Here is a 23,662-nt window from a genome sequence, read left to right as displayed (position 1 = left end):
CTGTGCGCGAGCAGCCGCTAGGCTTCGTAGACTATCCTGTAGAGATTGCCTTTGCGCTGGATGCGCGCGAAGCCGAGTTCGCCAAGGTGCATGCCGGCGATGAGGATGTTGTCGGCGCTGACCACATCGAGCAGTGTCGAGCGTGTTTCGGCCGACAGCAGGGGATCCTGGTCGAAGGCAATAGATACCTCGGGACGCGCAATCTGGATTTGGGGGAAGTGCACGATATCCCCCCAAATCAACAGACTGCGGCCACCGGATTCGATGCGATAACCGGAATGCCCTGCGGTATGCCCGGGAAGCGGCATCGCACTAATGCCCGGGAGAACTTCGTTTTCAGTGAACAAGCGCATCTTTTCCCGGTACTCGTCAAACACCTTCCGGGCAAACAGAAAGTTGCCGCGAGCGCGCTCACTCGCCCGGCTGAGATTGCCATCGTCCTCCCAGAAAGCAACCTCGTGCTGGTGGACCACCAGCTGCGCGTCGGGAAAGGCGGCTTCTCCTGACGCATCAAGCAGCCCGCCGACATGATCGGGATGCGCATGCGTCAGCAGTATCGTATCGATGTCCGAGGCTTGTACGCCAGCCAGCGCAAGATTGACTTTCAGCTTGCCGCCCCAGTGCTTGAATCCGCCTGCACCCGCATCAATCAGGATTGTGCGGCCACGGCCGCGCACCAGGTAGCAGTTGATATGGATGGAAGAGGGATCGTTCACCCCCGCGTCTTGCTGCAATTTTGACGCATCCATCGAACCGATATTGGAGAGCAAATCCAGACTGGCGGACAGGTATCCGTCACTGATGGCCGTGATCGAAAACTCGCCTATCTGCTGGCTGGGAAATGGTATGTGATCCACTGCCGTATTCCTTTCTGATAATCAATTGCGTGCATGAATGGCCAGGGTCGCATAGCCAAAACAGCGGATGCGTGCAGCAAGGCCGGTATTTTCTTTGATGATGCCCTCCAGCCTTTCCATGAACACATCCATGACGGCTTTCGTCCTGAACGGTACAAGCCGGTATTGGATTTCTGCATAGGCCGGATTCCCCCGGCCATGATGGACACCGACATAGATGATGTGCACGTTCACCAGCGCAGCTTCAAGCATCCCTGTGCAGAGTTCGGTACATTGGTCGGTGAGTGCCGCCAGATTTGCATCCGGCGGCATCTTTTCCGTTGGCATGAAAATCGTCACGTTGGGCATGTGGGCTCTAGCGCGAAATGTGCGCAGCGATGTCGCTGCCGCTCGTCAACTGACCGGTCATGGGCGCATACAGATGGACGCCCTCCGGCAGCTGATGCATGCCGGGGCCAGTGGCGCGCCCCATCTTCGCCACCCATCGATATTCAGGAAACCTTTCCAACGCGACAGCCTGCATCCGACAGGGAGCGAGGCCCATGTCGATAAGCGGCTCCGGGCCGACCGTACTCGTCACCAGATAGTCGTCTGCGCCGATGGCCGGTGCGCGCTCAAGGCCGGCATACAGATTGCGGTGCCAGTCGGTGATGTGCTGCTGCCAGCGCGCGAAATTGCCGCCGCCTTTCTGGCGATACTCCTGTCCCTGAAGCACATCGAGACTGTCGATCGTATGCATGGCGAGGTAGACAGGGCAACCGGCGCTCAAGGCCTTGAAGCGCTGCGAGGTATGGAAGCCGCTTACCGAAATGAGGGCGGGCAGTTTTTCCAGGCTATAGAAATGATTCCACTGCGCTTCGCTGGCGGGATCGGCAAAGCTGCATTCGACTGTATATATCATGAGATCGCTCGTGACCGGACGCTTTGCGCACCGGCCTTCCTTGTTGATGTTCAGTCATTGTGTACCCTGAATTTATCCCTATAAATCGATTTTTTGGTATCCTTCCATGATTAAACATCAAGGTGAGCCGTTAACTTGGCTCTGAGTCAGGAACTCTCATGCGCCGCAAGATCCCCAGCAACGCCGCACTGATGGCCTTCGAGGCCGCTGCCCGCCATGGCAGTTTCGCCCGGGCGGCGGCGGAGTTGTCGCTGACGGAAGGGGCCATCAGCCGGCAGATTGGCCGGCTGGAAGTCTTTCTTGGCGTTACCTTGTTTGAACGAGTCGGCAATCGTGTCCGGCTATTGCCGAACGGGGAGCGTTATGCGGCGCAAGTGCGCGAGTCGCTCGACCGGCTGGAGCGAGACAGCCAGTATCTGATGGGACAGCCCATCGATGGCGCAAGCCTCGACATTGCCGTCATCCCGACGTTCGCCATGCGGTGGCTGATTCCCCGTTTGCCACAATTCCAGCAGCAGCATCCGAACATCACTGTGCATCTCACCGAACGCATGCACCCCTTCGTTCTTGCCGGCAGCGGCTTCGATGCCGCCATCCATTTCGAGCATCCGGCCTGGACAGGAATGCGTACGTATCCGTTGCTGCATGAGGTGCTGGTGCCAGTTTGTCATCCTGCACTTCTGAAAGAGGGCAAAGGATCAACCGCACTGGATACGCTGCCGCGTCTGCATCGGCGGCAGAATCCGGATGCCTGGGAACGTTATTCCCGGGAAACCGGAGTCGCGCTGAACAATCCTGCGACCGGTGCGCGCTACGATCTGCATGCCATGCTGATCGAGGCGGCATTGGCCGGTCTCGGCGTCGCCCTGGTGCCGCGCCTTTACGTGGAAACAGAGCTGGCGCAAGGCCGCTTGGCCGCTCCGTGGCCCGATGGAAAAACCATCTCCAAGACCTTTTGCATCGTCCTTCCCGAGCCCATCGGCTTGAGCGGAAAACCCATCCAGACATTCACGCAATGGATACTGGCCGAGGCGAAGCAGACAACGATGGCTGCGCCGCAGACCTAGCCCATCAAGCGCAGCCCAGCGTTGGGATGGTCGTCCGCATCGCATTCCATACTCCCTTTCCCGCATTCCATCCCCCGATTCGCGTCGCCCATCACTGTCATCAACCTGGCGATATGGCTTTGGCCTATGATGTGCTGGCACATGCATAATTATTATGTTTTCCCTTCATCCCACAACCATGAGGTGTCCATGATTCGCTATGTCCTGCCTGTCCTGTTGTTCGCCGGCGTACTGCCGGCGCACGCCCAAGCCCCTGTCAAGGAAACGCCGCTGATCGAGCGGGCCAAGCTGTTCGGCAATCCCAGCAAGTCCGGCGGCAAGCTCAGTCCCGATGGGCAGTGGCTGTCGTGGATCGCACCGCGCGATGGGGTGCTCAATGTATGGGTGGCGCCGGCCAATGACCTGGCGCAGGCGCGTCCGTTGACGGAGGAAAAGGTGCGGCCCATCCGCAGCAGCTTCTGGTCGCCCGACTCGAAAACCCTGCTGTTCATCCAGGACAAGGGCGGCGACGAGAATTTCCTGCTGTACGGCGTGAACGTGGCGAGCGGCAAGCAGATCAACTACACGCCGTTCGAAAAGACGCGCGTGCGGATCGTCCAGATCAGCAGCAAGGTGAAGGACCGCATCCTTGTCGGCATCAATAACCGCGATGCGCGCTGGCACGACGTGTACAGCCTGGACCTGGCCAGCGGCAAGCTGACCCTGGTACAGCAGAACGATGGCTATGGCGGCTACCTGGCCGATGAACTGCTCAATTTGCGCATCGCCAGCAAGGCGCGCGCCGATGGCGGCATGCAGTATTTCCGCCTGGCGGACGGCAAGGTCGAGAGTACGCCACTGGCCGAAGTGGGCCTGGAAGACTCGCAGACGACGGCGCCGCTGGCCTTCACGGTCGATGGCAAGACCCTGTACTGGACCGATTCGCGCGGCCGCAATACCTCGGCGCTGCTGGCGCAGGACGTGGCCAGCGGCAAGAGTACGGTCGTGGCGCAAGACCCGCGCTCCGACATCGCCGATGCGCTGTACGACACGCGCACGGGCCAGGTGCAGGCCTATACGGTCAATTATCTGCAGCAGGAATATCTGCCGCTGACGAACGAGTTGAAAGCCGACCTGGCTTTCCTGAAGAAAAACACGCAGGGCCAGTTCACGGTGACGTCGCGTACGGATGCCGATGACAAGTGGCTGGTGAATGTCGACGCCGTCACGGCGCCGCCATCGAGCTGGCTGTATGAGCGCAAGACCAAGAAGCTCACGCGTTTATATGTGACGCGTCCGGAACTGGAAGGCGCGCCGCTGGTGCCCATGTATCCGCAGCAACTCAAGGCGCGCGACGGCCTGACTCTCGTGTCTTATCTGACCTTGCCGCAGGCGTCGAAGGCGACGTCCGATGGCAAGGCCACGCAGGCGGTGCCGATGGTGCTGCTGGTGCATGGCGGCCCGTGGGCGCGCGACACCTATGGCTACAACGGCTACCACCAGTGGCTGGCCAACCGCGGCTACGCCGTACTGTCCGTGAACTTCCGCGGCTCGACGGGCTTCGGCAAGCAGTTCATCTCGGCCGGCGACCTGCAGTGGGGCCGCAAGATGCATGACGACTTGCTCGACGCTGTGCAGTGGGCCGTCAAGAGCGGCGTGACCACGGCCGACAAGGTCGCCATCATGGGCGGATCGTACGGCGGCTACGCCACCCTGGCCGGCATGGCGTTCACGCCGACGACGTTTGCCTGCGGCGTCGACATCGTCGGCCCGTCGAACCTGTTTACCTTGCTGCAAACCATCCCGCCGTACTGGGAAGCGGGCAAGCAGCAGTTCTACAAGCGCATGGGTGACCCGACCACGGAAGAGGGCAAGGCGCTGCTGAAGGAACGTTCGCCGCTGAACTTTGCGCAGAACATCCAGCGTCCGCTGCTGATCGGCCAGGGTGCGAACGACCCGCGAGTCAACGTGGCGGAATCGGACCAGATCGTGGCGGCCATGGCAGCGAAGAATATCCCCGTCACGTATGTGCTGTTCCCCGACGAGGGTCATGGCTTTGCCCGGCCCGTGAACAACATCGCCTTCAATGCCGTGACGGAGAACTTCCTGGGGCAATGCCTGGCTGGCCGTGCCGAGCCGATCGGCGCCACCCTGAAGGCGTCCACGGCGCAGATCAAGCATGGCGCCGAGTTCGCGCCGGGCTTGCAGCAAGCCATGCAGTAAGCGGCCACCAGGTGGCGCGGCCTGCCGGGCAAACTGCCTGGCAGGCCATGCCGCCCGCCGGCAAGAAATTATGGGCGGGTGGCTTGCAAGATGACAGTCTCCGGCGTTGCGTGCGTACAACTGACTTTGGGGTGCGCAAGGCCGGTTCGCTGCGGCCGCCGCCGATCAGCGGCGGGCATGATACACGTCGAGAGGGTCAATCCCACCTTCCAAAGGCCTTCTTTTTCTCATTTGTTGTTAGTAAATACATAATTTCAACCACAACTGTTTTGCGTTAAAAACTTCCCTATTTGATAATATTTTTGGAATTGCTTTCCTTGTAAGTCGTAGTAGCATGGATTGACGTAAAGCAAGGTTCAACCATGCTGGGAAGCCATCTCCAGTCCTGTTGACGGTCGCTGTTATCGGCGTGCAGGTTTGCCATGACCGATATCCGTACAAGGCCCAGCGCCAGGATAAATGTATCGAGGGAAGACAAATGTTTCTAAATTTCATGAAATTTGGATGGTTAAACACGCCTGTCCGGGCTGTTGATTGTCTCGTTGCCGAAAACCCTGGCGCACCGGCTGCCCAGACTCCGGTGCCATCGTGGCTGATGCGCCTCGCTGGAACCCTGCTGTTTGTCTTGCTTTCCCTCTTATCCAGCCAGGCTTCCGCCGCCAGCACCTGCCCGAGCCCGCGCGCCGTCAGCATCGTCGCGGGGGGCGAGTATTACGAGGATTACACCAATGCGCCTTGCTCCCAGTTTGGTCTGACGGGCACCCTGGTGGCGCCGCTGTATGGCACGCTCGAAGATTCGAATGCCACAAATGCCGTGCGCTACCGGAATACCAATCTCAGCGCGACCTCGGACACGTTTACCGTCAGGGACGATGTGGGGCAGCCCATCGTGTACAACGTCACGATCACGTCCGCCATCGTGCTGGCGCCGGCCACCGTGCCGAATGCCACGGTGGCCCAGCCTTACTCCACAACAACCGTGACGGCGACGGGTGGCGCGGCGCCATACACCTATGCCATCAGCGCTGGCGCCTTGCCGGCTGGCATGAGCTTGAGTGGTGGCGGTGTGCTGTCGGGTACGCCGACAGCGGGCGGCACCTTCAACTTCACCGTGCGCGCCACCGACTCGCTGGCCGTCAATGGCACGCGCGCCTATACCTTGACGGTCTCCGCGCCCACCATCGCCATCCTGCCGACGACCCTGCCGGCAATGACAGCCGGTCTCGCCTACAGCCAGACGATAGCCGCCAGCGGCGGAACCGGCACGTACACCTATGCCAGAACGGCCGGCAGCCTGCCCGCAGGCTTGACCCTGGCATCGAACGGCACCCTGTCCGGCACGCCCACGGCGGCCGGTGCCTACAGTTTTACTGTCACCGCGACCGACAGCAGTACCGGCGCCGGCCCCTATTCGGGCGCACGCGCCTATTCCGGCACGGTGGCGGCCGGTGCGCCCGTTGCCGGCAATGTCAGCGCCACGGTGGCCTACGGCAGCAGCGCCAACCCGATCACCCTGAACCTGGGCGGCGGTGCGGCGACGTCCGTGGCGGTGGCGTCCGCCGCCAGCAACGGCACGGCAAGTGCCAGCGGCACCAGCATCACCTATACACCGACGGCAGGTTACGGCGGGCCGGACAGCTTTACCTACACGGCATCGAACGGCATCGGCACCTCGACGCCGGCCACCGTGACGATCACGGTCAGCGGACCGACCATCACGCTTGCGCCAAGCACCGTGCCGGCGGCAACTGTGGGGACGGCCTACAGCCAGAGCGTGACCGCCGCGAACGGCGGCGCGCCATACACTTACGCGATCAGCGCCGGCGCCTTGCCAGCCGGGTTGAGTTTGAATACCTTCACCGGTTTGCTGTCGGGTACGCCGACGGCGGGCGGTACCTTCAACTTCACCGTGCGCGCTACGGACAGTTCGACGGGCAGCGGCCCGTATTCGGGCGCGCGCGCCTATTCGCTGACGGTGGCGTCGCCGACGCTCGGCGTCGCCCCGTCGACCCTGCCGGTGCCGACAGTGGGCGTGGTCTACAGCCAGGGCATTACCGCCAGCGGCGGCACGGCAGCGTACAGCTATGCCGTCACCGCCGGCAGCGTGCCTGCGGGCTTGACCCTGGCGGCGAACGGTACCTTGTCCGGCACGCCCACAACTGCTGGTGCCTACAGCTTTACGGTCACCGCGACCGACAGCAGTGGCGGCGCCGGACCCTATACGGGTGCGCGTGCCTATTCCGGCACGGTAGCGGCCGGTGCGCCGACGGCCGGTGCTGTCAGCGCCACAGTGGCCTACGGCAGCAGCGCCAACCCGATCACCCTGAACCTGGGCGGCGGTGCGGCAACATCGGTAGCGGTGGCGTCCGCCGCCAGCCATGGCACGGCGACATCGAACGGCACCAGCATCACCTATACGCCGACGCCAGGCTACGGCGGGCCGGACAGCTTTAGCTACACGGCCAGCAACGGCATCGGTACCTCGGCGCCGGCCACCGTCACGATCACGGTTGGCGGACCCACCATCACGATTACGCCAAGCACCGTGCCCGCGGCAACTGTGGGGACGGCGTATAGCGAGAACGTGACCGCCGCGAATGGCGCCGCGCCATATATTTACGCGATCAGCGCCGGTGCCCTGCCGGCCGGGGTGAGTCTGAATACCGCCACGGGTTTGCTCTCGGGCACGCCGACGGCGGCAGGCACGTTCAATTTCACCGTGCGCGCCGAGGACAGTTCGACGGGCAGCGGCCCGTATGCTGGTGCGCGTTCCTATTCGCTGACGGTGGCGGCACCAACGATCAGCATCGCGCCGTCGACCCTGCCGGCCATGACGGCAGGCGTCGCCTTCAGCCAGGCTATCACCGCCACGGGCGGTACGGCAGCCTATAACTATGCCGTTACCGCCGGTAGCCTGCCCACCGGCTTGACCCTGGCGGCGGACGGCACCCTGTCCGGTACACCGGCGGCGGGCGCATACAGCTTCACCATCACCGCTACCGACAGCAGCACCGGCGCAGGCGCTCCCTTCTCTGGCTCACGCGCCTATTCCGGCAGCGTGGCACCGGGTGCGCCCATTGCCGGCAATGTCAGCGCCACGGTAGCCTACGGCAGCAGCGCCAACCCGATCACCTTGAGCTTGAGCGGCGGCGCGGCAACCTCGGTGGCGGTGGTATCTGCCGCCAGCCATGGCACGGCGACGGCCAGCGGCACCAGCATTACCTACACGCCGACGCCAGGCTACGGCGGGCCGGACAGCTTTAGCTACACGGCCAGCAACGGCATAGGCACCTCGGCGCCTGCCACCGTGACGATCACGGTTGGCGGCCCCACCATCGTCCTTGCGCCAAGCACCGTTCCTGCGGCAACTGTGGGGACGGCGTATAGCCAGAGCGTGACCGCCGCGAACGGCACCACGCCATACACCTACACCATCAGCGCCGGCACCTTGCCGGCCGGAGTCAGCCTGAATACTGCCACCGGTCTGCTGTCGGGCACACCGACTGCTGTTGGCACCTTCAACTTTACCGTGCTTGCCACGGACAGTTCGACGGGCAGCGGCCCATATACTGGCGCGCGTGCGTACTCGCTGACGGTGGCTGCGCCAACGATCAGCATCGCGCCGTCTGCCTTGCCGGCCATGACTGCCGGCGTTGCCTTCAGCCAGGGCGTCAGCGCCACCGGCGGCACGGCAGCGTATAGCTATGCCGTTACCGCCGGCAGCTTGCCCACCGGCTTGACCCTGGCGGCGGACGGCACCCTGTCCGGTACGCCGGCGGCGGCGGGCGCATACAGCTTCACCATCACCGCTACCGACAGCAGCACTGGCGCAGGCGCTCCCTTCTCTGGCTCGCGCGCCTATTCCGGAAGCGTGGCACCGGGTGCACCCATTGCCGGCGCCGTCAGCGTCACGGTGGCCTACGGCAGCAGCGCCAATCCGATCACCTTGAGCCTGAGCGGCGGCGCGGCGACCTCGGTAGCCATCGCCTCCGGCGCTACGCACGGCACGGCGACGGCCAGCGGCACCAGCATCACCTATACGCCGACGGCCGGTTACGGCGGGTCAGACAGCTTTACCTACACGGCCAGCAACGGCATCGGCACCTCGACGGCGGCCACCGTGACGATCACTGTGGGCACGCCGACGGTGACGATTGTGCAAACCAGCGTAGCTAGTGCCACAGTCGGTGCGGCCTACAGCCAGACCCTGACGGCCGCGAACGGTCTTGCACCCTACACCTATGCCGTCAGCGCCGGCGCCTTGCCGGCCGGCGTGACCTTGTCCAATGCCGGTCTGCTGGCGGGTACGCCGACGGCGGGCGGTACCTTCAACTTTACCGTGCTCGCCACGGACAGTTCGACGGGCAGCGGTCCGTATGCCGGTACGCGGGCGTACTCGCTGACCGTGGCAGTGCCAGCGATCAGCGTCGCCCCGGCGGCTTTGCCTGCCATGAGGGCCGGCGTCGCCTTCAGCCAGGGCGTCACCGCCACTGGCGGCACGTCGCCGTATGGCTATGCCGTCACTGCCGGCAGTTTGCCCACCGGCTTGACCCTGGCGGCGAACGGTACCCTGTCCGGCACGCCGACGGTGGCGGGTGCGTACAGCTTCAGCATCATGGTCACGGACAGCAGCAGCGGTAGCGGACCATATACCGGTGTACGCGCCTATTCCGGTACGGTGGCGGTCGCCGTGCCTGTCGCCGGCGCCGTCACCACGACGGTGGCCTACGGCAGCAGCGCCAATCCGATCACCTTGAACCTGGGCGGCGGCGCGGCGGCCTCGGTGGCCGTGGCATCGCCACCCGCACATGGCACGGCGACGGCCAGCGGTACCGGCATCACGTATACGCCGACGACCGGCTACGGCGGCAGCGACAGTTTTACCTATACGGCCACGAATGGCAGCGGCACCTCGGCACCGGCCACCGTGACGGTCACTGTGGGCGCACCCGCCGTCAGTTTGATCCCGGCCACCTTGCCCAATCCCGTGGCGGAAACCCCCTACAGCGTCAGCGTCACGGCGACGGGCGGCATGGCACCGTACACCTACAGCGTGACCAGCGGCAGCCTGCCGGCCGGCTTGACCCTGAATGCATCGACCGGCGTACTGTCCGGCACGACGAATGTGGCAGGCAGCTTTACGTTCAGCCTGCGCGCCAGCGACAGCAGCACGGGCGCGGGTGCGCCATTCAGTGCTAGCAAGAGTTATACGGTGACCGTTTCCGCACCGACCATCACGGTCACCCCAGCCACCTTGCCGGCAGCGACAGCGGCCACGGCGTACAGCCGGCAACTGACGGCCAGCGGCGGCGTCGCTCCGTATGCCTATACGGTGTCGAGCGGCAGCCTGCCTGCCGGCCTGACTCTGAGCGGTAGCGGCTTGCTCAGCGGTACGCCAACGGCGGCCGGCAGTTTTACGTTGACCGTGCAGGCGGAAGATGCGCACCAGTTCACCGGTACGCAAAGCTATACGCTGACGGTCGCGTCGGCCACGGTCAGTCTGACGCCGGTCAGCCTGACCAACCCGACGGCGGAAGCGGCCTACAGCACGACCCTGACGGCAACAGGCGGCACGGCGCCATACACCTTCAGCGTCAGCAGCGGCAACCTGCCAGCGGGCCTGAACCTGAACGCATCCACCGGCGTGCTGTCCGGCACGACGAATGTGGCGGGTAGTTTCCCGTTCAGCATCAAGGTCACGGACAGCAGCACGGGCGTGGGGGCGCCGTTCAGCGCGACCAACAGCTATACCTTGGCCGTCGCGGCGCCCACCTTGACCCTGACGCCGGCCAGCCTGGCGGCGATCCGCGCCGGCGATGCCTACAGCCAGACCTTCACGGCCGGCGGCGGCGTGGCGCCGTATGCGTATGCCGTGAGCGGCGGCGCTTTGCCGACCGGCCTGGCGCTCGATGCGGCGACCGGCATCGTCAGTGGCACGCCGACGGTGGCGGGCAGCTTTGCCTTTACCTTGCAGGCGAAGGATGTGCACCAGTTCACGGTGCAGCAAGCGCTGACCCTGCAGGTGAACCAGGCGCCGCCACCGGTACCGAATGAAACGGCAACGACCTCGGCCAACCAGGAAGTGAGCCTGACCATCGCTTCCACCGATGGCAGCCCGATCACGGCGGTGACCATCGTCACGCCGCCGCAGCATGGCACCGTCACGGTGGTGTCGAGTGGCGCGGCGGGGGGCGGCAATCGCGCCTTCAAGGTGACGTATGTGCCGAATGCCAACTATTTCGGTCCTGACGCCTTCAGCTACACGGCGACGGGCCCGGGCGGCACCTCCGCCCCCGCCACGGTCAGCGTGACGGTGGCGCCGCAACCGGTCCCCGTACCTGTCGCGAAGACGGCGACGGTCCTGGCCGGCACGCCGGTGACCTTGAATGTGACGCAAGGCGCCACGGGCGGGCCGTTCACGGCCGTGGCCATCACGACGCAGCCGGCCAGCGGCACGGCGGTGGTCAATGGCCTGGACATCGTCTACACGCCAGGCATCAACACCAGCGGCGAGATCAACATCGGCTACACCGTGTCGAACGCCTTCGGCACCTCGGCGCCGGTGACGTCGACGATTACCGTCAATCCGATGCCGCAAGTGCTCAGCCAGAGCGTCACCGTGGTGGCCGGCCTGACGGTCACTGTCGACCTGACGGCGGGCGCCACGGGCGGACCGTTTACGGCGGTGAATGTGCTGAGCGTGGCGCCGGCCGAAGCGGGCAAGGTGGTGGTGCGCGATATCGGCACGGCCGGCAAGCCGTCGTATCAGCTGAGCTTTGCGGCCTCGGGCAAATTCGCCGGCGCGGCCGTCGTCAGCTACACCCTGAGCAATGCGTATGCGACCTCGAAACCGGGTGTGGTGAACGTGACCGTGACGGCGCGGCGCGACCCGTCGGTCGATCCGGAAGTGATCGGCCTGCAGGCGGCGCAAGCGGACGCGGCACGGCGTTTCGCCAGCGCGCAGCTGTCGAACTTCACGCAGCGTCTGGAAAGCCTGCATGGCGATGGCTGGGGACGCTCGAGCTTTGGCCTGAGCCTGACGCCGCCGAACGACAGCAGCAATCCGACGGCGGCGCTGGCGCGCTGGCAGGCGGACGAAGCGGACCGCGTGTTCGGCACGGCCGTCAAACCGTTCATGCGCAAGGCGGCCCTGCGCCAGGTTGACACCGGTTTCAGCGGCGAGCGGCAGCAGGCGGACGTCAGCGGTGCCACCAGCGGCTTGCCCGACATGCCGCAAAAGCCCGACACGCAGAAGCAGGCCTTGTCTCTGTGGCTCGGTGGCGCGGTCGACTTCGGCCAGCACTATGTGAATGGCCGCGACACGGGCTTCCGCTTCCGCACCAATGGCGTGAGTGTGGGCGGCGATTACCGCCTCAGCGACCTGGCGACTTTGGGCGTCGGCGCCGGTTTCAGCCATGATCGCAGCGACGTGGGCCAGAACGGCAGCCGCAGCACGGCCGACAGCGCCGTGGGGGCCGTGTATGGCAGCCTGCGTCCGAGCAAGGGTGTCTTCCTTGACGGCGTGCTTGGCTACGGCACCTTGCAGTACGACGCTTCGCGTTACCTGAGCGACGGCAGCGGTTTCGCCACGGGCGAGCGCGACGGCAAGCAGGTGTTCGGCGCAGTCGTCGGCGGTATCGAGATGCGCCATGACACTTGGATGTGGTCGCCGTACGGCCGTGTGGAACTGATGTCGGCCAAGCTCGACCCGTACACGGAAAAGGCGGCGGGCATCAACGCCCTGAGCTACTTCAAGCAGACCGTGCGTTCGCGCATCGGCGCGCTCGGTGTGCGGGCCGAGGGCATCTATGTGGGCGGCCTGGGTACGTGGTTCCCGCGCGCGCGGCTCGAGTACCGGCACCAGTTCCAGGGCGCCGACGATGCGCGCCTGGCGTATGCCGACCTGGTGGCCGACGGCCCTGTGTACGTGATCCGCACGGTGCCGCAGCAGACGGGCAACTGGGCGGCGGGGCTGGGCGTCAAATTGCTGCTGTCGAACGGCATGACCATCACGCTGGACTACAACAGCAATCTGAACATCGATAGCGGACGTACCCAGTCCGTGATGTTCGGTATCGCGATGCCGCTCAAGTAGCGTTGTGAATCAAGGAAGTGACGCCGCGGGGCGGGAGCCGGTGCTTCCGCCCCGCGGCGCATGTGGCGCCTGGTTTTTCATGTCATTGCCGTGCCAGGGCGGCAATGATTCCATTAGAATCAGGCATCGTCTTCACCACACTGCTTACGGAATGGAATACCTGGAATGATGACTGTCCTGACCCTTGAACATTTTGCCGCACGCATCAACGAGACGTTTATTGCGGCCAGTGACGGCAATGCCGCCTTTGTCCTGAAGGAAGTGCAGCCGCTGCCGTCAGCGACCCTGGAGGGCTTGATGCGCAAGCCGTTCAGTCTGCTGTTTCACCATAGCTCCCCCATCCTGTTCAGCCAGAAAATCTTCCAGATGCAGCATGAGGCGTTTGGCGAGGTGGGTATCTTTTTGGTGCCGGTGGCGCGTGACAGCCACGGCTTTCTGTACCAGGCGGTGTTCAACTGAGGCCGGTACGCGAGAAGGGCAGGGCGGCACCGCGCTGGCGCCGCCTGCCTGGATGAACCCAACTTAGTCGAATGACGGGAATTCGCCTTGCAGCGCGATGCAGAAATTCACCGCCAGCATCGGCTGGCGGTTTTCGTGCGCCTGGCCGCCACCGGCACTACCGATCGCGGTCGGGGACAGCGATACATTGGGTGGCGTTGCCGGCACGAACGCGGACGTGCCGCCAAGCGCAATCAAGCCATCGCCCGGAAGCGGTGTGTTGTGCTGCAGGGCGGCGGTGGGCTGGCGGTACACATTGAGTTGGTGGGCGTGGTTCGGCATTTCCGTGGTGTTCAACGTGACGCTGTTGGTGCCGAAGGTCTCGCCCATCACGCGCGGTGTCAGGCCCGGCCCCTGGCCCTGGCTGCACGGCGCGCGTCCCGTGAAGTTGGGCAACTGGAAGGTGGTGGTGCCATTGCCGCCATACTGCGTGCCGATCAAGGAAAACAGGGCTGAATATTGCTGTATCTGCAGGGTGGCGCCATTGCAGCTGGCCCATCCGTAGGGTGTGAAATTGAAGCCGAAGACTTGTATTTCGCCAAGGTATGGTGAGGTCACGGTAGGTTCTCCTGATCGATTTTAGGGGCTGCGCTTGCGTGCCGGCTGTTATTGCGGCGATGGGAAAATGCCTGCCCATGCGATGCAAAAGGACGCTGTCAGGGTTGGCATGGTGTTCTCGTGCGGCAGGTTGCCGCCTGTCGCGCCCGTGGCGGCGCTTGCCAGTGCATAGGCGGTCAGGCCGGTCAGGTCGCTCGTGTACATCTTGTCGTTATTCGACGGGGCAGTCAGCAGCAGGTTGGCCGCCGGCACGTTCGAGGTCGCCAGGGTGCTGTTCACACTGAACGGGTGCGTATGCAAAGGAAGCTGGGTCGGCAGCAGGGTCACCGATTCGCTGCCGCTTCGTTGCCCGAGGGGACGGTTGCTCAGGCCGGGGCCGGTACCCATGTGTAGAGGGACCTGGCCGCGCAGGTCGGGCACGGCGAAGGTGTTGACGCCGTCGCCGCCGTAGGTGGTACCCAGCAGGGCGAACAGGACTTCATTCTCTGCGATCGATTTCAGGCTGCCGTCGCAGGCGAACCAGCCGCTGGGAATGCGGGAAAAGGCAAACAGGCGAATTTCGCCGACATAGGGTGTGGTCATGACTATGCTCCGTAAGAGTGGCGGATTCGTTAGTTGCGCGACGGGAAGATACCGCTCAAGGCGATATTGAAGTTGATGACCGAGAACGGCTGCATGTTGGGATGCGTCTGGTTGCCGCCGGCCAACGCCAAGGTCTGGCTGGACAGGGTCACTTGCGGCCCCGCCGAACCGTAGATGGATTCCGCGCCACTGCCGCCAAACAGGGTATTGGTGGGGTTTTTCGAGGTGCCCGGCGTCGTCACCGCATTAGCCGCATGCGTGTGCGGCGGAATTTGGGTCGGTAGCAAGGTGACAGCCTCCTGCCCCGCCCGTGTACCGATCTGGTATGGCGATGGTTGCCACGCGCCATCGGCCGAAGTACCCGCGCCAACCGGGGTACAGCCTTGCAAGTTAGGCAAGGCAAAGGTGTTACTGCCGTTCCCCCCGTAAGCGGTACCCAGCAGTGCAAACAGCGCCTGATTCTGCGCAATGGGCAGCAATTGCCCGTTACATGCTGCAAAGCCACGCGGCGCAAAATTGAAGCCGCCCATCATGATTTGTCCTAGATACACATCAGCCATCATCGTTCTCCCACGGTTGGAATGCAGCTCAATGGCAAACGAATAATATTTTCCATTTGCAATCAATGTTGCGTTTTAAAAAACCCTTTTTGTTATAGTTACTTTATTGAAATCTCGGAGTAGCATACGTTGTCATATGGCAAGCGTCAACATATGTTGGCACTGTAGAAGAGCCCGGAATGGGCAGCGCTGACGGCCTGAGATCACCTTCATTTTTGTCTGAAAAACTCTGTATTGGAGAAACTATGTCGCGTATTTGCAACGACATCATCGGCCGTCCGGCACTTTCTTTTCTGCTCGCCTTGTTTGCTGGAAATCGGAAACGAATGTCGGATCGCGGCGCCAGCGGGACGTTGTTAGCTTGCCGTCTCGGGCAGTGGTTCGCTGCGCTGTGCCTGCTGATGCTGGCGTTCGTCGCCAATCCTGCGCAGGCCGTGCCGAGCGTGAAATGTACGGCCAGCCAGAGTTTTTCAGTCGCCTCGGGCGGCTCGCATATCATCGACCTGTCGTCCTGCAGCGGATTCGGCCTGATTGACAATAACGCGACGCCCTTGCACGGCACGATTACAGGCCTCGTCAATAACAGCGATGGCATCGCCACCTATATCAACAATGGCGACGGGGCGCTGTCCGACAGTTTTATCCTGCTCGACGAGGATAGCAAGGAGGTGACTTTCACCGTGACAGTCGCGCCCGCGGCGGCCGCCTTTACGGTGTTGCCGGGCAGTTTGACCGCGCCCGTGATCGGCACACCTTACAGCCAGACCATGTCGTCGAGTGGCGGCGTCGCTCCCTACAGCTATGTGCTCGATTCCGGCACCTTGCCACCCGGTATCAGCGTATCGCCGAGCGGCGTGATTTCCGGCACCGTGACGGCTACCGGCGCCTATGTGTTCGGCGTCAAGGTTACCGACTCGACCCCCGGCACGCCGCAGGTGGTCATCAAGAACTATTCCGTGTCGATCGCCGTACCGATCTTGTCTATCACCCCCACCACCCTGACGGCGGGAGGCTTGGCGACACCCTATAGCCAGCAGATGTCGACCGCGAATGGCACCGCGCCCTATACCTATGTGGTGGAGTCGGGTGCCTTGCCCACGGGCCTGAACATGTCGAGCAGCGGCCTGCTTTCGGGCACGCCCACCGCCCTGGGTACCTATAACTTTGTGATCAAATCCACCGATGTCACGGGCGGCAATGGACCGTACAACACGTCCAGAAGCTATTCCCTGGTGATCAATGCCCAGCCGCCGCCGACCATCACAGGCGTGACGCCTGCGTCCGGCCCCAGCACTGGCGGCACGGCCGTCACCATTACCGGTACCGGCTTTACGGGCGTCACGGCGCTGAAGTTTGGCGCCAACAATGGCGTCGCCATTACCGTCGTCAACGCCACGACCATGACCGCCACGTCGCCAGCCGGCAGCGCCGGCACCGTGAACGTCACCGTCACCGCCAGCGGCGGCACCAGCGCCACCGGCGCCGCCAACCAGTTCACGTATATTCCTGCGCCGACGGTCACCAGCATTTCGCCCACGGCAGGTCCTACCGCCGGCGGCACCAGCGTCACCATCACGGGCACGGGCTTTACGGGCGCCACGGCCGTGACCTTCGGCGCCACGGCAGCGACCGGCTTTACGGTCAACAGCGCCACGCAGATCACGGCGACGGCACCGAGTGGCAGCGGCACGGTCGACGTACGCGTGACCACGACGGGCGGCACCAGCGCCACCAGCGCGGCGGACCAGTTTACCTATGTGGCGGCGCCGACGGTGACGAGCATTTCGCCCACGGCCGGCCCGGCCACTGGCGGCGGCACCGTCACCATCACCGGTACGGGTTTTAGCGGCACGACGGCGGTGACCTTCGGCGCCACGTCGGCGACGGGCTTTACCGTCAACAGCGCCACGCAGATCACGGCGACGGCGCCAGCGGGCACGGGTACCGTGGATGTGCGCGTGACCACGGCCGGCGGCACCAGCGCCACCAGCGCCGCCGATCAATTTACCTATGTGGCCGCACCAGTGGTGAGCAGCATTTCGCCCACCGCCGGCACAACTGCCGGCGGCACCACGGTCATCATTACAGGCACGGGCTTTAGCGGCACGACGGCCGTGACCTTCGGCGCCACGGCGGCGACCGGCTACACGGTCAACAGTGCCACGCAGATCACGGCGACGGCGCCGGCGGGCAGCGCCGGCACGGTCAACGTGCGCGTCACTTCGGCCGGCGGCACCAGCGCCACCGGCGCCGGGAATCAGTACACCTACGCGGCAGTGCCGGCAGTAACGAGCATTTCGCCCACTGCCGGTCCGGTTACCGGCGGCACGAGCGTCACCATCACGGGCTCCGGCTTTACGGGCGCCACGGCGGTGACCTTCGGCGCCACGGCGGCGACTGGCTACACGGTCAACAGCGCCACGCAGATTACGGCCACGGCACCACCTGGCAGCGCCGGTACGGTGGACGTACGCGTCACCACGACGGGCGGCACCAGCGCGACCAGCGCGGCGGACCAGTTCACGTACGTGGCGGCGCCGGTGGTCAGCAGCATTTCGCCGACGGCGGGGCCCACGACGGGCGGCACCACGGTCATCATCAGTGGTTCGAATTTCAGCGGCACGACGGCGGTGACGTTTGGCGCCACGTCGGCCGCCGGCTTTACCGTCAACAGCGCCTCGCAGATCACGGCAACGGCGCCGGCCGGCACGGGCACGGTCGATGTGCGCATCACCACAGTTGGAGGCACCAGTGCCACCAGCGCGGCGGACCAGTTCACGTATGTGGGTGCACCGGTGGTGAGCGGTATTTCCCCCACCTTTGGTCCCACAGCCGGTGGCGCCAGCGTCACCATCACCGGTGCGAATCTTAGCGGCGCGACGGCGGTAACGTTCGGCGCTACGGCAGCGACCGGCTTTACGGTCAACAGCGCTTCGCAAATCACGGCGACGGCGCCCGCCGGCACGGGCACGGTCGATGTGCGCGTGACCACGATTGGCGGCACCAGCGCCACCGGTGCGGCGGACCAGTTCACTTATGTGGCGGTGCCCGTTGCCGGCGCAGTCAGCGCGACGGTGGCGTACGGCAGCAGCGCCAATCCGATCACCCTGGTCCTGAGCGGCGGTGCCGCCACCTCGGTGGCTGTGGCGTCCGCTGCATCGCATGGCACTGCGACGGCCAGCGGCACCAGCATCACCTACACGCCGACGGCAGGTTATGGCGGCAGCGACAGCTTTACCTACACGGCCACCAATGGCAGTGGCACGTCGGCACCGGCCACCGTGACGATCACCGTCGGTGCGCCGACCGTGACGGTCGCGCCAGCCACCGTGCCCGGCGCAGCAATCGGTGCGGCATACAGCCAGAGCATCAGCGCAGCGAACGGCTTGGCGCCATATGCGTACGCGATCAGCGCCGGTGCCTTGCCGGCTGGCCTGAGCTTGTCCAGCACCGGTGTGCTGTCGGGTACGCCAACGGCGGGCGGTACCTTCAACTTTACCGTGCTCGCCACGGACAGTTCGACGGGCAGCGGCCCGTATTCGGGCGCACGCGCCTATTCGCTGACGGTAGCGGCGCCGACGATCAGCATCGCGCCTGCAAGTCTGCCGGCAATGACCACTGGCGCCGCCTTCAGCCAGGGTATCAGCGCCACCGGCGGCACGGCGGCATATAACTATGCCGTCAGCGCTGGCAGCCTGCCAGCGGGACTGAGCCTGGCGCCGGACGGTACCTTGTCCGGCACGCCGACGGCGATCGGTGCGTATAACTTTACCGTTACCGCCACCGACAGCAGCACGGGTGCCGGTGCCCCTTTCACTGGTTCGCATGCCTATTCCGGCACGGTGGTGGTGGCGGCTCCAGTGGCCGGCGCCGTCAGCGCCACGGTGGCGTACGGCAGCAGCGCCAATCCAATCACCCTGAACCTGAGCGGCGGCGCGGCGGTGTCGGTCGCGGTGGCATCCGCAGCATCGCATGGCACGGCGACGGCCAGCGGCACGAGCATCAGCTACACGCCGACGGCAGGTTATGGCGGTCCCGATAGCTTTACCTATACGGTTACCAACGCCAGCGGCACGTCGGCACCGGCCACCGTGACGGTGACGGTGGGTATTCCCAATATCAGCCTGACGCCGGCCACCCTGCCCAATGCGACGGCGGAAGCGGCTTACACAGCAACCTTGACGGCGGCCGGCGGCACGGCGCCATACACCTTCAGCGTGGCCAGCGGTACCTTGCCGGCCGGCTTGAGCCTGAACGCATCGACCGGCGTGGTGTCCGGTACGACCAATGTGGCGGGCAGCTTCCCTGTCAGCATCAAGGTTATGGACAGCAGCACGGGGGCAGGGGCGCCGTTCAGCGCTACCAACAGCTACACCTTGAGCGTTGCCGCCCCCGTAATCGTGGTGACGCCAAGCACCTTGCCGGCGCCGAAAGTGGCCACGGCATACAGCCAGCAATTGGCGGCCAGCGGGGGCATCGCTCCGTATGCGTATACGGTATCGAGCGGTAACCTGCCAGCGGGCCTGACCTTGAACAGCAGCGGTTTGCTCAGCGGTACGCCAACGGCGGCCGGCAGTTTTACGTTGACCGTGCAGGCGGAAGATGCGCACCAGTTCACCGGTACGCGCAGCCACACCCTGGTGGTGTCCTCGGCCACCGTCAGCCTGACGCCGGCCACCCTGCCGAATGCGGCGGCGGAAGCAGCCTACACCGCAACCTTGACAGCGGCGGGGGGCACGGCGCCGTATACCTACAGTGTGACCAGCGGCACCTTGCCCGTCGGCCTGAGCCTGAATGCGGCCACCGGCGTGCTGTCCGGCACGACCAATGTGGCCGGCAGCTTCCCTGTCAGCATCAAGGTCGCGGACAGCAGCACGGGCGCGGGGGCGCCGTTCAGTGCCACCAACAGCTATACCTTGAGCGTTGCCGCGCCGACCATCACGGTCACACCAACCACCTTGCCGGCGCCGAAAGTGGCCACGGCATACAGCCAGCAATTGACGGCCAGCGGCGGTGTCGGTCCCTATGCCTACACGGTATCGGGCGGCAGCCTGCCTGCGGGCCTCACCTTGAACGGCAGCGGTTTGCTCAGCGGCACCCCAACGGCGGGTGGCAGTTTTACGTTGACCGTGCAAGCGGCCGATGCGCACCAGTTTATCGGTACGCGCAGCTACACGCTGGTGGTGTCCTCGGCCACGGTCAGCCTGACGCCGGCCACCTTGCCGAATCCAACGGCGGAAGCGGTCTACACTACGACGCTGACGGCAGCGGGCGGCACGGCGCCGTACACCTTCAGCGTTAGCAGCGGTACCTTGCCCGCTGGCCTGAGCCTGAATGCGGCCACGGGTGTACTGTCCGGCACGACGAATGTGGCGGGCAGTTTCCCGTTCAGTATCAAGGTCACGGACAGCAGCACGGGGGCAGGGGCGCCGTTCAGCGCCACCAACAGCTACACCCTGAGCGTCGGCGCGCCAACCATCACCGTGACGCCAGCCACCTTGCCGGCAGCGACAGCGGCCACGGCGTACAGCCGGCAACTGACGGCCAATGGCGGCGTCGCTCCGTATGCCTATACGGTGTCGAGCGGCAGCCTGCCTGCCGGCCTGACCCTGAGCGGCAGCGGTTTGCTCAGCGGTACGCCAACGGCGGCCGGCAGTTTTACGTTGACCGTGCAGGCGGAAGATGCGCACCAGTTCACCGGCACGCAAAGCTATACGCTGACGGTCGCGTCAGCCTCGGTCAGCCTGACCCCGGCCAGTCTGCCCAACCCGACGGCCGAAGCGGCCTACAGCGCGACCCTGACGGCAACAGGCGGCACGGCGCCGTACAGCTATGCCGTGGTGGGTACCTTGCCCGTCGGCCTGAGTTTGAATACGACGACTGGCGTGCTGTCCGGCACGACGAATGTGGCGGGTAGTTTCCCGTTCAGCATCAAGGTCATGGACAGCAGCACGGGCGTGGGGGCGCCGTTCAGCGCGACCAACAGCTATACGCTGGCCGTCGCGGCGCCCACCTTGACCCTGACGCCGGCCAGCCTGGCGGCGATCCGCGCCGGCGATGCCTACAGCCAGACCTTCACAGCCGGCGGCGGCGTGGCGCCGTATGCGTATGCCGTGAGCGGCGGCGCCTTGCCGACCGGCCTGGCGCTCGATGCGGCGACCGGCATCGTCAGTGGCACGCCGACGGTGGCGGGCAGCTACAGCTTTACCTTGCAGGCGAAGGATGTGCACCAGTTCACGGTGCAGCAAGCGCTGACCCTGCAGGTGAACCAGGCGCCGCCACCGGTACCGAATGAAACGGCAACCACCTCGGCCAACCAGGAAGTGAGCTTGACCATCGCTTCCACCGATGGCAGCCCGATCACGGCGGTGACCATCGTCACGCCGCCGCAGCATGGCACCGTCACGGTGGTGTCGAGCGGCGCGGCGGGCGGCGGCAGCGGCCGCTCTTTCAAGGTGACGTATGTGCCGAATGCCAACTATTTCGGTCCGGATGCCTTCAGCTACACGGCGACGGGCCCGGGCGGCACCTCCGCGCCCGCCACGGTCAGCGTGACGGTGGCGCCGCAGCCGGTGCCCGTACCTGTCGCCAAGACGGCGACGGTCCTGGCCGGCACGCCAGTGACCTTGAACGTGACGCAAGGCGCCACGGGCGGGCCGTTCACGGTGGCGGCCATCACGACGCAGCCGGCCAGTGGCACGGCGGCGGTCAATGGCCTGGACATCGTCTACACGCCAGGCATCAATACCAGCGGCGAGATCCGCATCGGCTATACCTTGTCGAACGCGTTCGGCACCTCGGCGCCGGTGACGTCGACCATTACCGTCAATCCGATGCCGCAAGTGCTCAGCCAGAGCGTCACGGTGGTGGCCGGCCTGACGGTCACTGTCGACCTGACGGCGGGCGCCACGGGCGGCCCGTTCACGGCGGCCAATATCCTGAGCGTGGCGCCGGCCGAAGCGGGCAAGGTGGTGGTGCGCGATATCGGCACGGCCGGCAAGCCGTCGTACCAGCTGAGCTTTGCGGCCTCGGGCAAGTTCGCCGGCGCGGCCGTCGTCAGCTACACCCTGAGCAATGCCTTTGCCACGTCGAAACCGGGCGTGGTGAACGTCACCGTGACGGCGCGGCGCGACCCGTCGGTCGATCCGGAAGTGATCGGCCTGCAGGCGGCGCAAGCCGATGCGGCGCGGCGCTTCGCCAGCGCGCAGCTGTCGAATTTCACGCAGCGCCTGGAAAGCCTGCATGGCGATGGCTGGGGACGCTCGAGCTTTGGCCTGAGCCTGACGCCGCCGAACGACAGCGGCAACCCGACGGCGGCGCTGGCGCGTTGGCAGGCGGACGAAGCGGACCGCGTGTTCGGCACGGCCGTCAAACCGTTCATGCGCAAGGCGGCCTTGCGCCAGCATGACGCCGGTTTCAGCGGCGAGCGCCAGCAGATGGATGTCAGCGGCGCCACCAGCGGCTTGCCGGACATGCCGCAAAAGCCCGACACGCAGAAGCAGGCCTTGTCTCTGTGGCTCGGTGGCGCGGTCGACTTCGGCCAGCACTATGTGAATGGCCGCGACACGGGCTTCCGCTTCCGCACCAACGGCGTGAGCGTGGGCGGCGACTACCGCCTCAGCGACCTGGCGACCCTGGGCGTGGGCGCCGGCTTCAGCCATGACCGCAGCGACGTGGGCCAGAACGGCAGCCGCAGCACGGCCGACAGCGCCGTGGCGGCCGTGTATGGCAGCCTGCGTCCGAGCAAGGGCGTCTTCCTCGACGGCGTGCTCGGCTACGGCACCTTGCAGTACGACGCATCGCGCTACCTCGCCGATGGCAGCGGTTTCGCCACGGGCGAGCGCGATGGCAAGCAGGTGTTCGGTGCGCTGGTCGGCGGTATCGAGATGCGCCATGACACCTGGATGTGGTCGCCGTACGGCCGCGTGGAACTGATGTCGGCCAAGCTCGATCCGTACATGGAAAAGGCGGCGGGCATCAACGCCCTGAGCTACTTCAAGCAGACCGTGCGATCGCGCATCGGCGCGCTCGGTGTGCGGGCCGAAGGCATCTATGTGGGCGGCCTGGGCACGTGGTTCCCGCGTGCGCGGCTCGAGTACAGGCACCAGTTCCAGGGCGCCGACGACGCGCGCCTGGCGTATGCCGACCTGGTCGCCGACGGCCCCGTGTACGTGATCCGCACGGTGCCGCAGCAGACGGGCAACTGGGCGGCGGGGCTGGGCGTGAAACTGCTGCTGTCGAACGGCATGACCATCACGCTGGACTACAACAGCAATCTGAACATCGATAGCGGACGTACCCAGTCGGTGATGTTCGGCATCGCCATGCCGCTCAAGTAATCA

General features: G+C 64.9%; 11 protein-coding genes and 1 pseudogene. 5 read left to right on the top strand and 7 right to left on the bottom strand.

Annotation, left to right across the window (positions count from 1 at the left end; genetic code table 11):
- Positions 1-17: 17 nt before the first annotated feature.
- Genes KO538_RS03480 through KO538_RS03470 form a run of 3 tightly spaced genes read right to left on the bottom strand, consistent with a single transcriptional unit; the run spans position 18 to position 1,758 of the window.
- Entirely contained in the window at positions 18-857 is an 840-nt protein-coding gene (locus KO538_RS03480) for an MBL fold metallo-hydrolase (protein ID WP_219327476.1), read from the bottom strand.
- A gap of 21 nt (positions 858-878) precedes the next feature.
- Positions 879-1,205 carry a hypothetical protein gene (locus tag KO538_RS03475; protein WP_219327475.1) on the bottom strand — a complete coding sequence of 109 codons (327 nt, stop codon included), beginning with the start codon at positions 1,203-1,205 and terminating at the stop codon, positions 879-881.
- 7 nt (positions 1,206-1,212) lie between these two features.
- Positions 1,213-1,758 (bottom strand): sugar ABC transporter, encoded by a 546-nt coding sequence (locus KO538_RS03470; protein ID WP_219327474.1) that lies wholly within the window; start codon positions 1,756-1,758, stop codon positions 1,213-1,215.
- Positions 1,759-1,916: 158 nt separating this feature from the next.
- On the opposite strand from KO538_RS03470, the gene KO538_RS03465 reads away from it, so the two are divergent.
- The 4 genes from KO538_RS03465 to KO538_RS03450 all read left to right on the top strand — a co-directional run bounded on the left by KO538_RS03465 (position 1,917) and on the right by KO538_RS03450 (position 13,581).
- The gene (locus KO538_RS03465; protein ID WP_070305253.1) at positions 1,917-2,825 is read left to right on the top strand and encodes a LysR substrate-binding domain-containing protein; all 909 of its coding nucleotides are present in this window, start codon (positions 1,917-1,919) and stop codon (positions 2,823-2,825) included.
- Between the two features lie 189 nt (positions 2,826-3,014).
- A complete protein-coding gene (locus KO538_RS03460; RefSeq protein WP_219327473.1) occupies positions 3,015-5,027 on the top strand; it encodes a S9 family peptidase in 2,013 nt (670 codons plus the stop codon).
- A gap of 595 nt (positions 5,028-5,622) precedes the next feature.
- Entirely contained in the window at positions 5,623-13,122 is a 7,500-nt protein-coding gene (locus tag KO538_RS03455) for a putative Ig domain-containing protein (protein ID WP_219327472.1), read from the top strand.
- A gap of 165 nt (positions 13,123-13,287) precedes the next feature.
- A complete protein-coding gene (locus KO538_RS03450) occupies positions 13,288-13,581 on the top strand; it encodes a hypothetical protein (RefSeq protein ID WP_235194233.1) in 294 nt (97 codons plus the stop codon).
- A 63-nt stretch (positions 13,582-13,644) separates the two neighbouring features.
- Here KO538_RS03450 and KO538_RS03445 read toward each other — a convergent pair whose 3' ends face one another.
- The 4 genes and pseudogenes from KO538_RS03445 to KO538_RS29270 form a co-directional block, all read right to left on the bottom strand.
- Complete coding sequence (locus tag KO538_RS03445) at positions 13,645-14,178, bottom strand: phage tail protein (protein ID WP_034752121.1); 534 nt, start codon at positions 14,176-14,178, stop codon at positions 13,645-13,647.
- 48 nt (positions 14,179-14,226) lie between these two features.
- Positions 14,227-14,760 carry a phage tail protein gene (locus tag KO538_RS03440; protein WP_034752120.1) on the bottom strand — a complete coding sequence of 178 codons (534 nt, stop codon included), beginning with the start codon at positions 14,758-14,760 and terminating at the stop codon, positions 14,227-14,229.
- A gap of 29 nt (positions 14,761-14,789) precedes the next feature.
- Entirely contained in the window at positions 14,790-15,047 is a 258-nt protein-coding gene (locus KO538_RS29275) for a phage tail protein (RefSeq protein WP_254671398.1), read from the bottom strand.
- Between the two features lie 99 nt (positions 15,048-15,146).
- Positions 15,147-15,290 (bottom strand): annotated as a pseudogene (locus KO538_RS29270) (phage tail protein); the annotation flags it as partial.
- A gap of 356 nt (positions 15,291-15,646) precedes the next feature.
- Between KO538_RS29270 and KO538_RS03430 the strand changes: the two are divergent.
- On the top strand, positions 15,647-23,659 hold the full coding sequence (locus KO538_RS03430; RefSeq protein WP_219327471.1) for a putative Ig domain-containing protein: 8,013 nt from the start codon (positions 15,647-15,649) through the stop codon (positions 23,657-23,659).
- The last annotated feature ends 3 nt before the right edge of the window (positions 23,660-23,662 follow it).

Origin of the sequence: Janthinobacterium sp. NKUCC08_JDC (assembly GCF_019345575.1) — a bacterium.
Taxonomy (GTDB): Bacteria; Pseudomonadota; Gammaproteobacteria; order Burkholderiales; family Burkholderiaceae_D; genus Janthinobacterium; species Janthinobacterium aestuarii.
This window is presented reverse-complemented; position numbering and strand designations above follow the sequence as displayed.

What these genes read in the sequence shown, in the direction of transcription:
- KO538_RS03430 (WP_219327471.1), top strand. Translation starts at nt 15,647, where the DNA reads ATGTCGGATCGCGGCGCCAGCGGGACGTTGTTAGCTTGCCGTCTCGGG.
- KO538_RS03455 (WP_219327472.1), top strand. Translation starts at nt 5,623, where the DNA reads ATGCGCCTCGCTGGAACCCTGCTGTTTGTCTTGCTTTCCCTCTTATCC.
- KO538_RS03450 (WP_235194233.1), top strand. Translation starts at nt 13,288, where the DNA reads ATGATGACTGTCCTGACCCTTGAACATTTTGCCGCACGCATCAACGAG.
- KO538_RS03475 (WP_219327475.1), bottom strand. Translation starts at nt 1,205, where the DNA reads ATGCCCAACGTGACGATTTTCATGCCAACGGAAAAGATGCCGCCGGAT.
- KO538_RS03465 (WP_070305253.1), top strand. Translation starts at nt 1,917, where the DNA reads ATGCGCCGCAAGATCCCCAGCAACGCCGCACTGATGGCCTTCGAGGCC.
- KO538_RS03460 (WP_219327473.1), top strand. Translation starts at nt 3,015, where the DNA reads ATGATTCGCTATGTCCTGCCTGTCCTGTTGTTCGCCGGCGTACTGCCG.
- KO538_RS03470 (WP_219327474.1), bottom strand. Translation starts at nt 1,758, where the DNA reads ATGATATATACAGTCGAATGCAGCTTTGCCGATCCCGCCAGCGAAGCG.
- KO538_RS03440 (WP_034752120.1), bottom strand. Translation starts at nt 14,760, where the DNA reads ATGACCACACCCTATGTCGGCGAAATTCGCCTGTTTGCCTTTTCCCGC.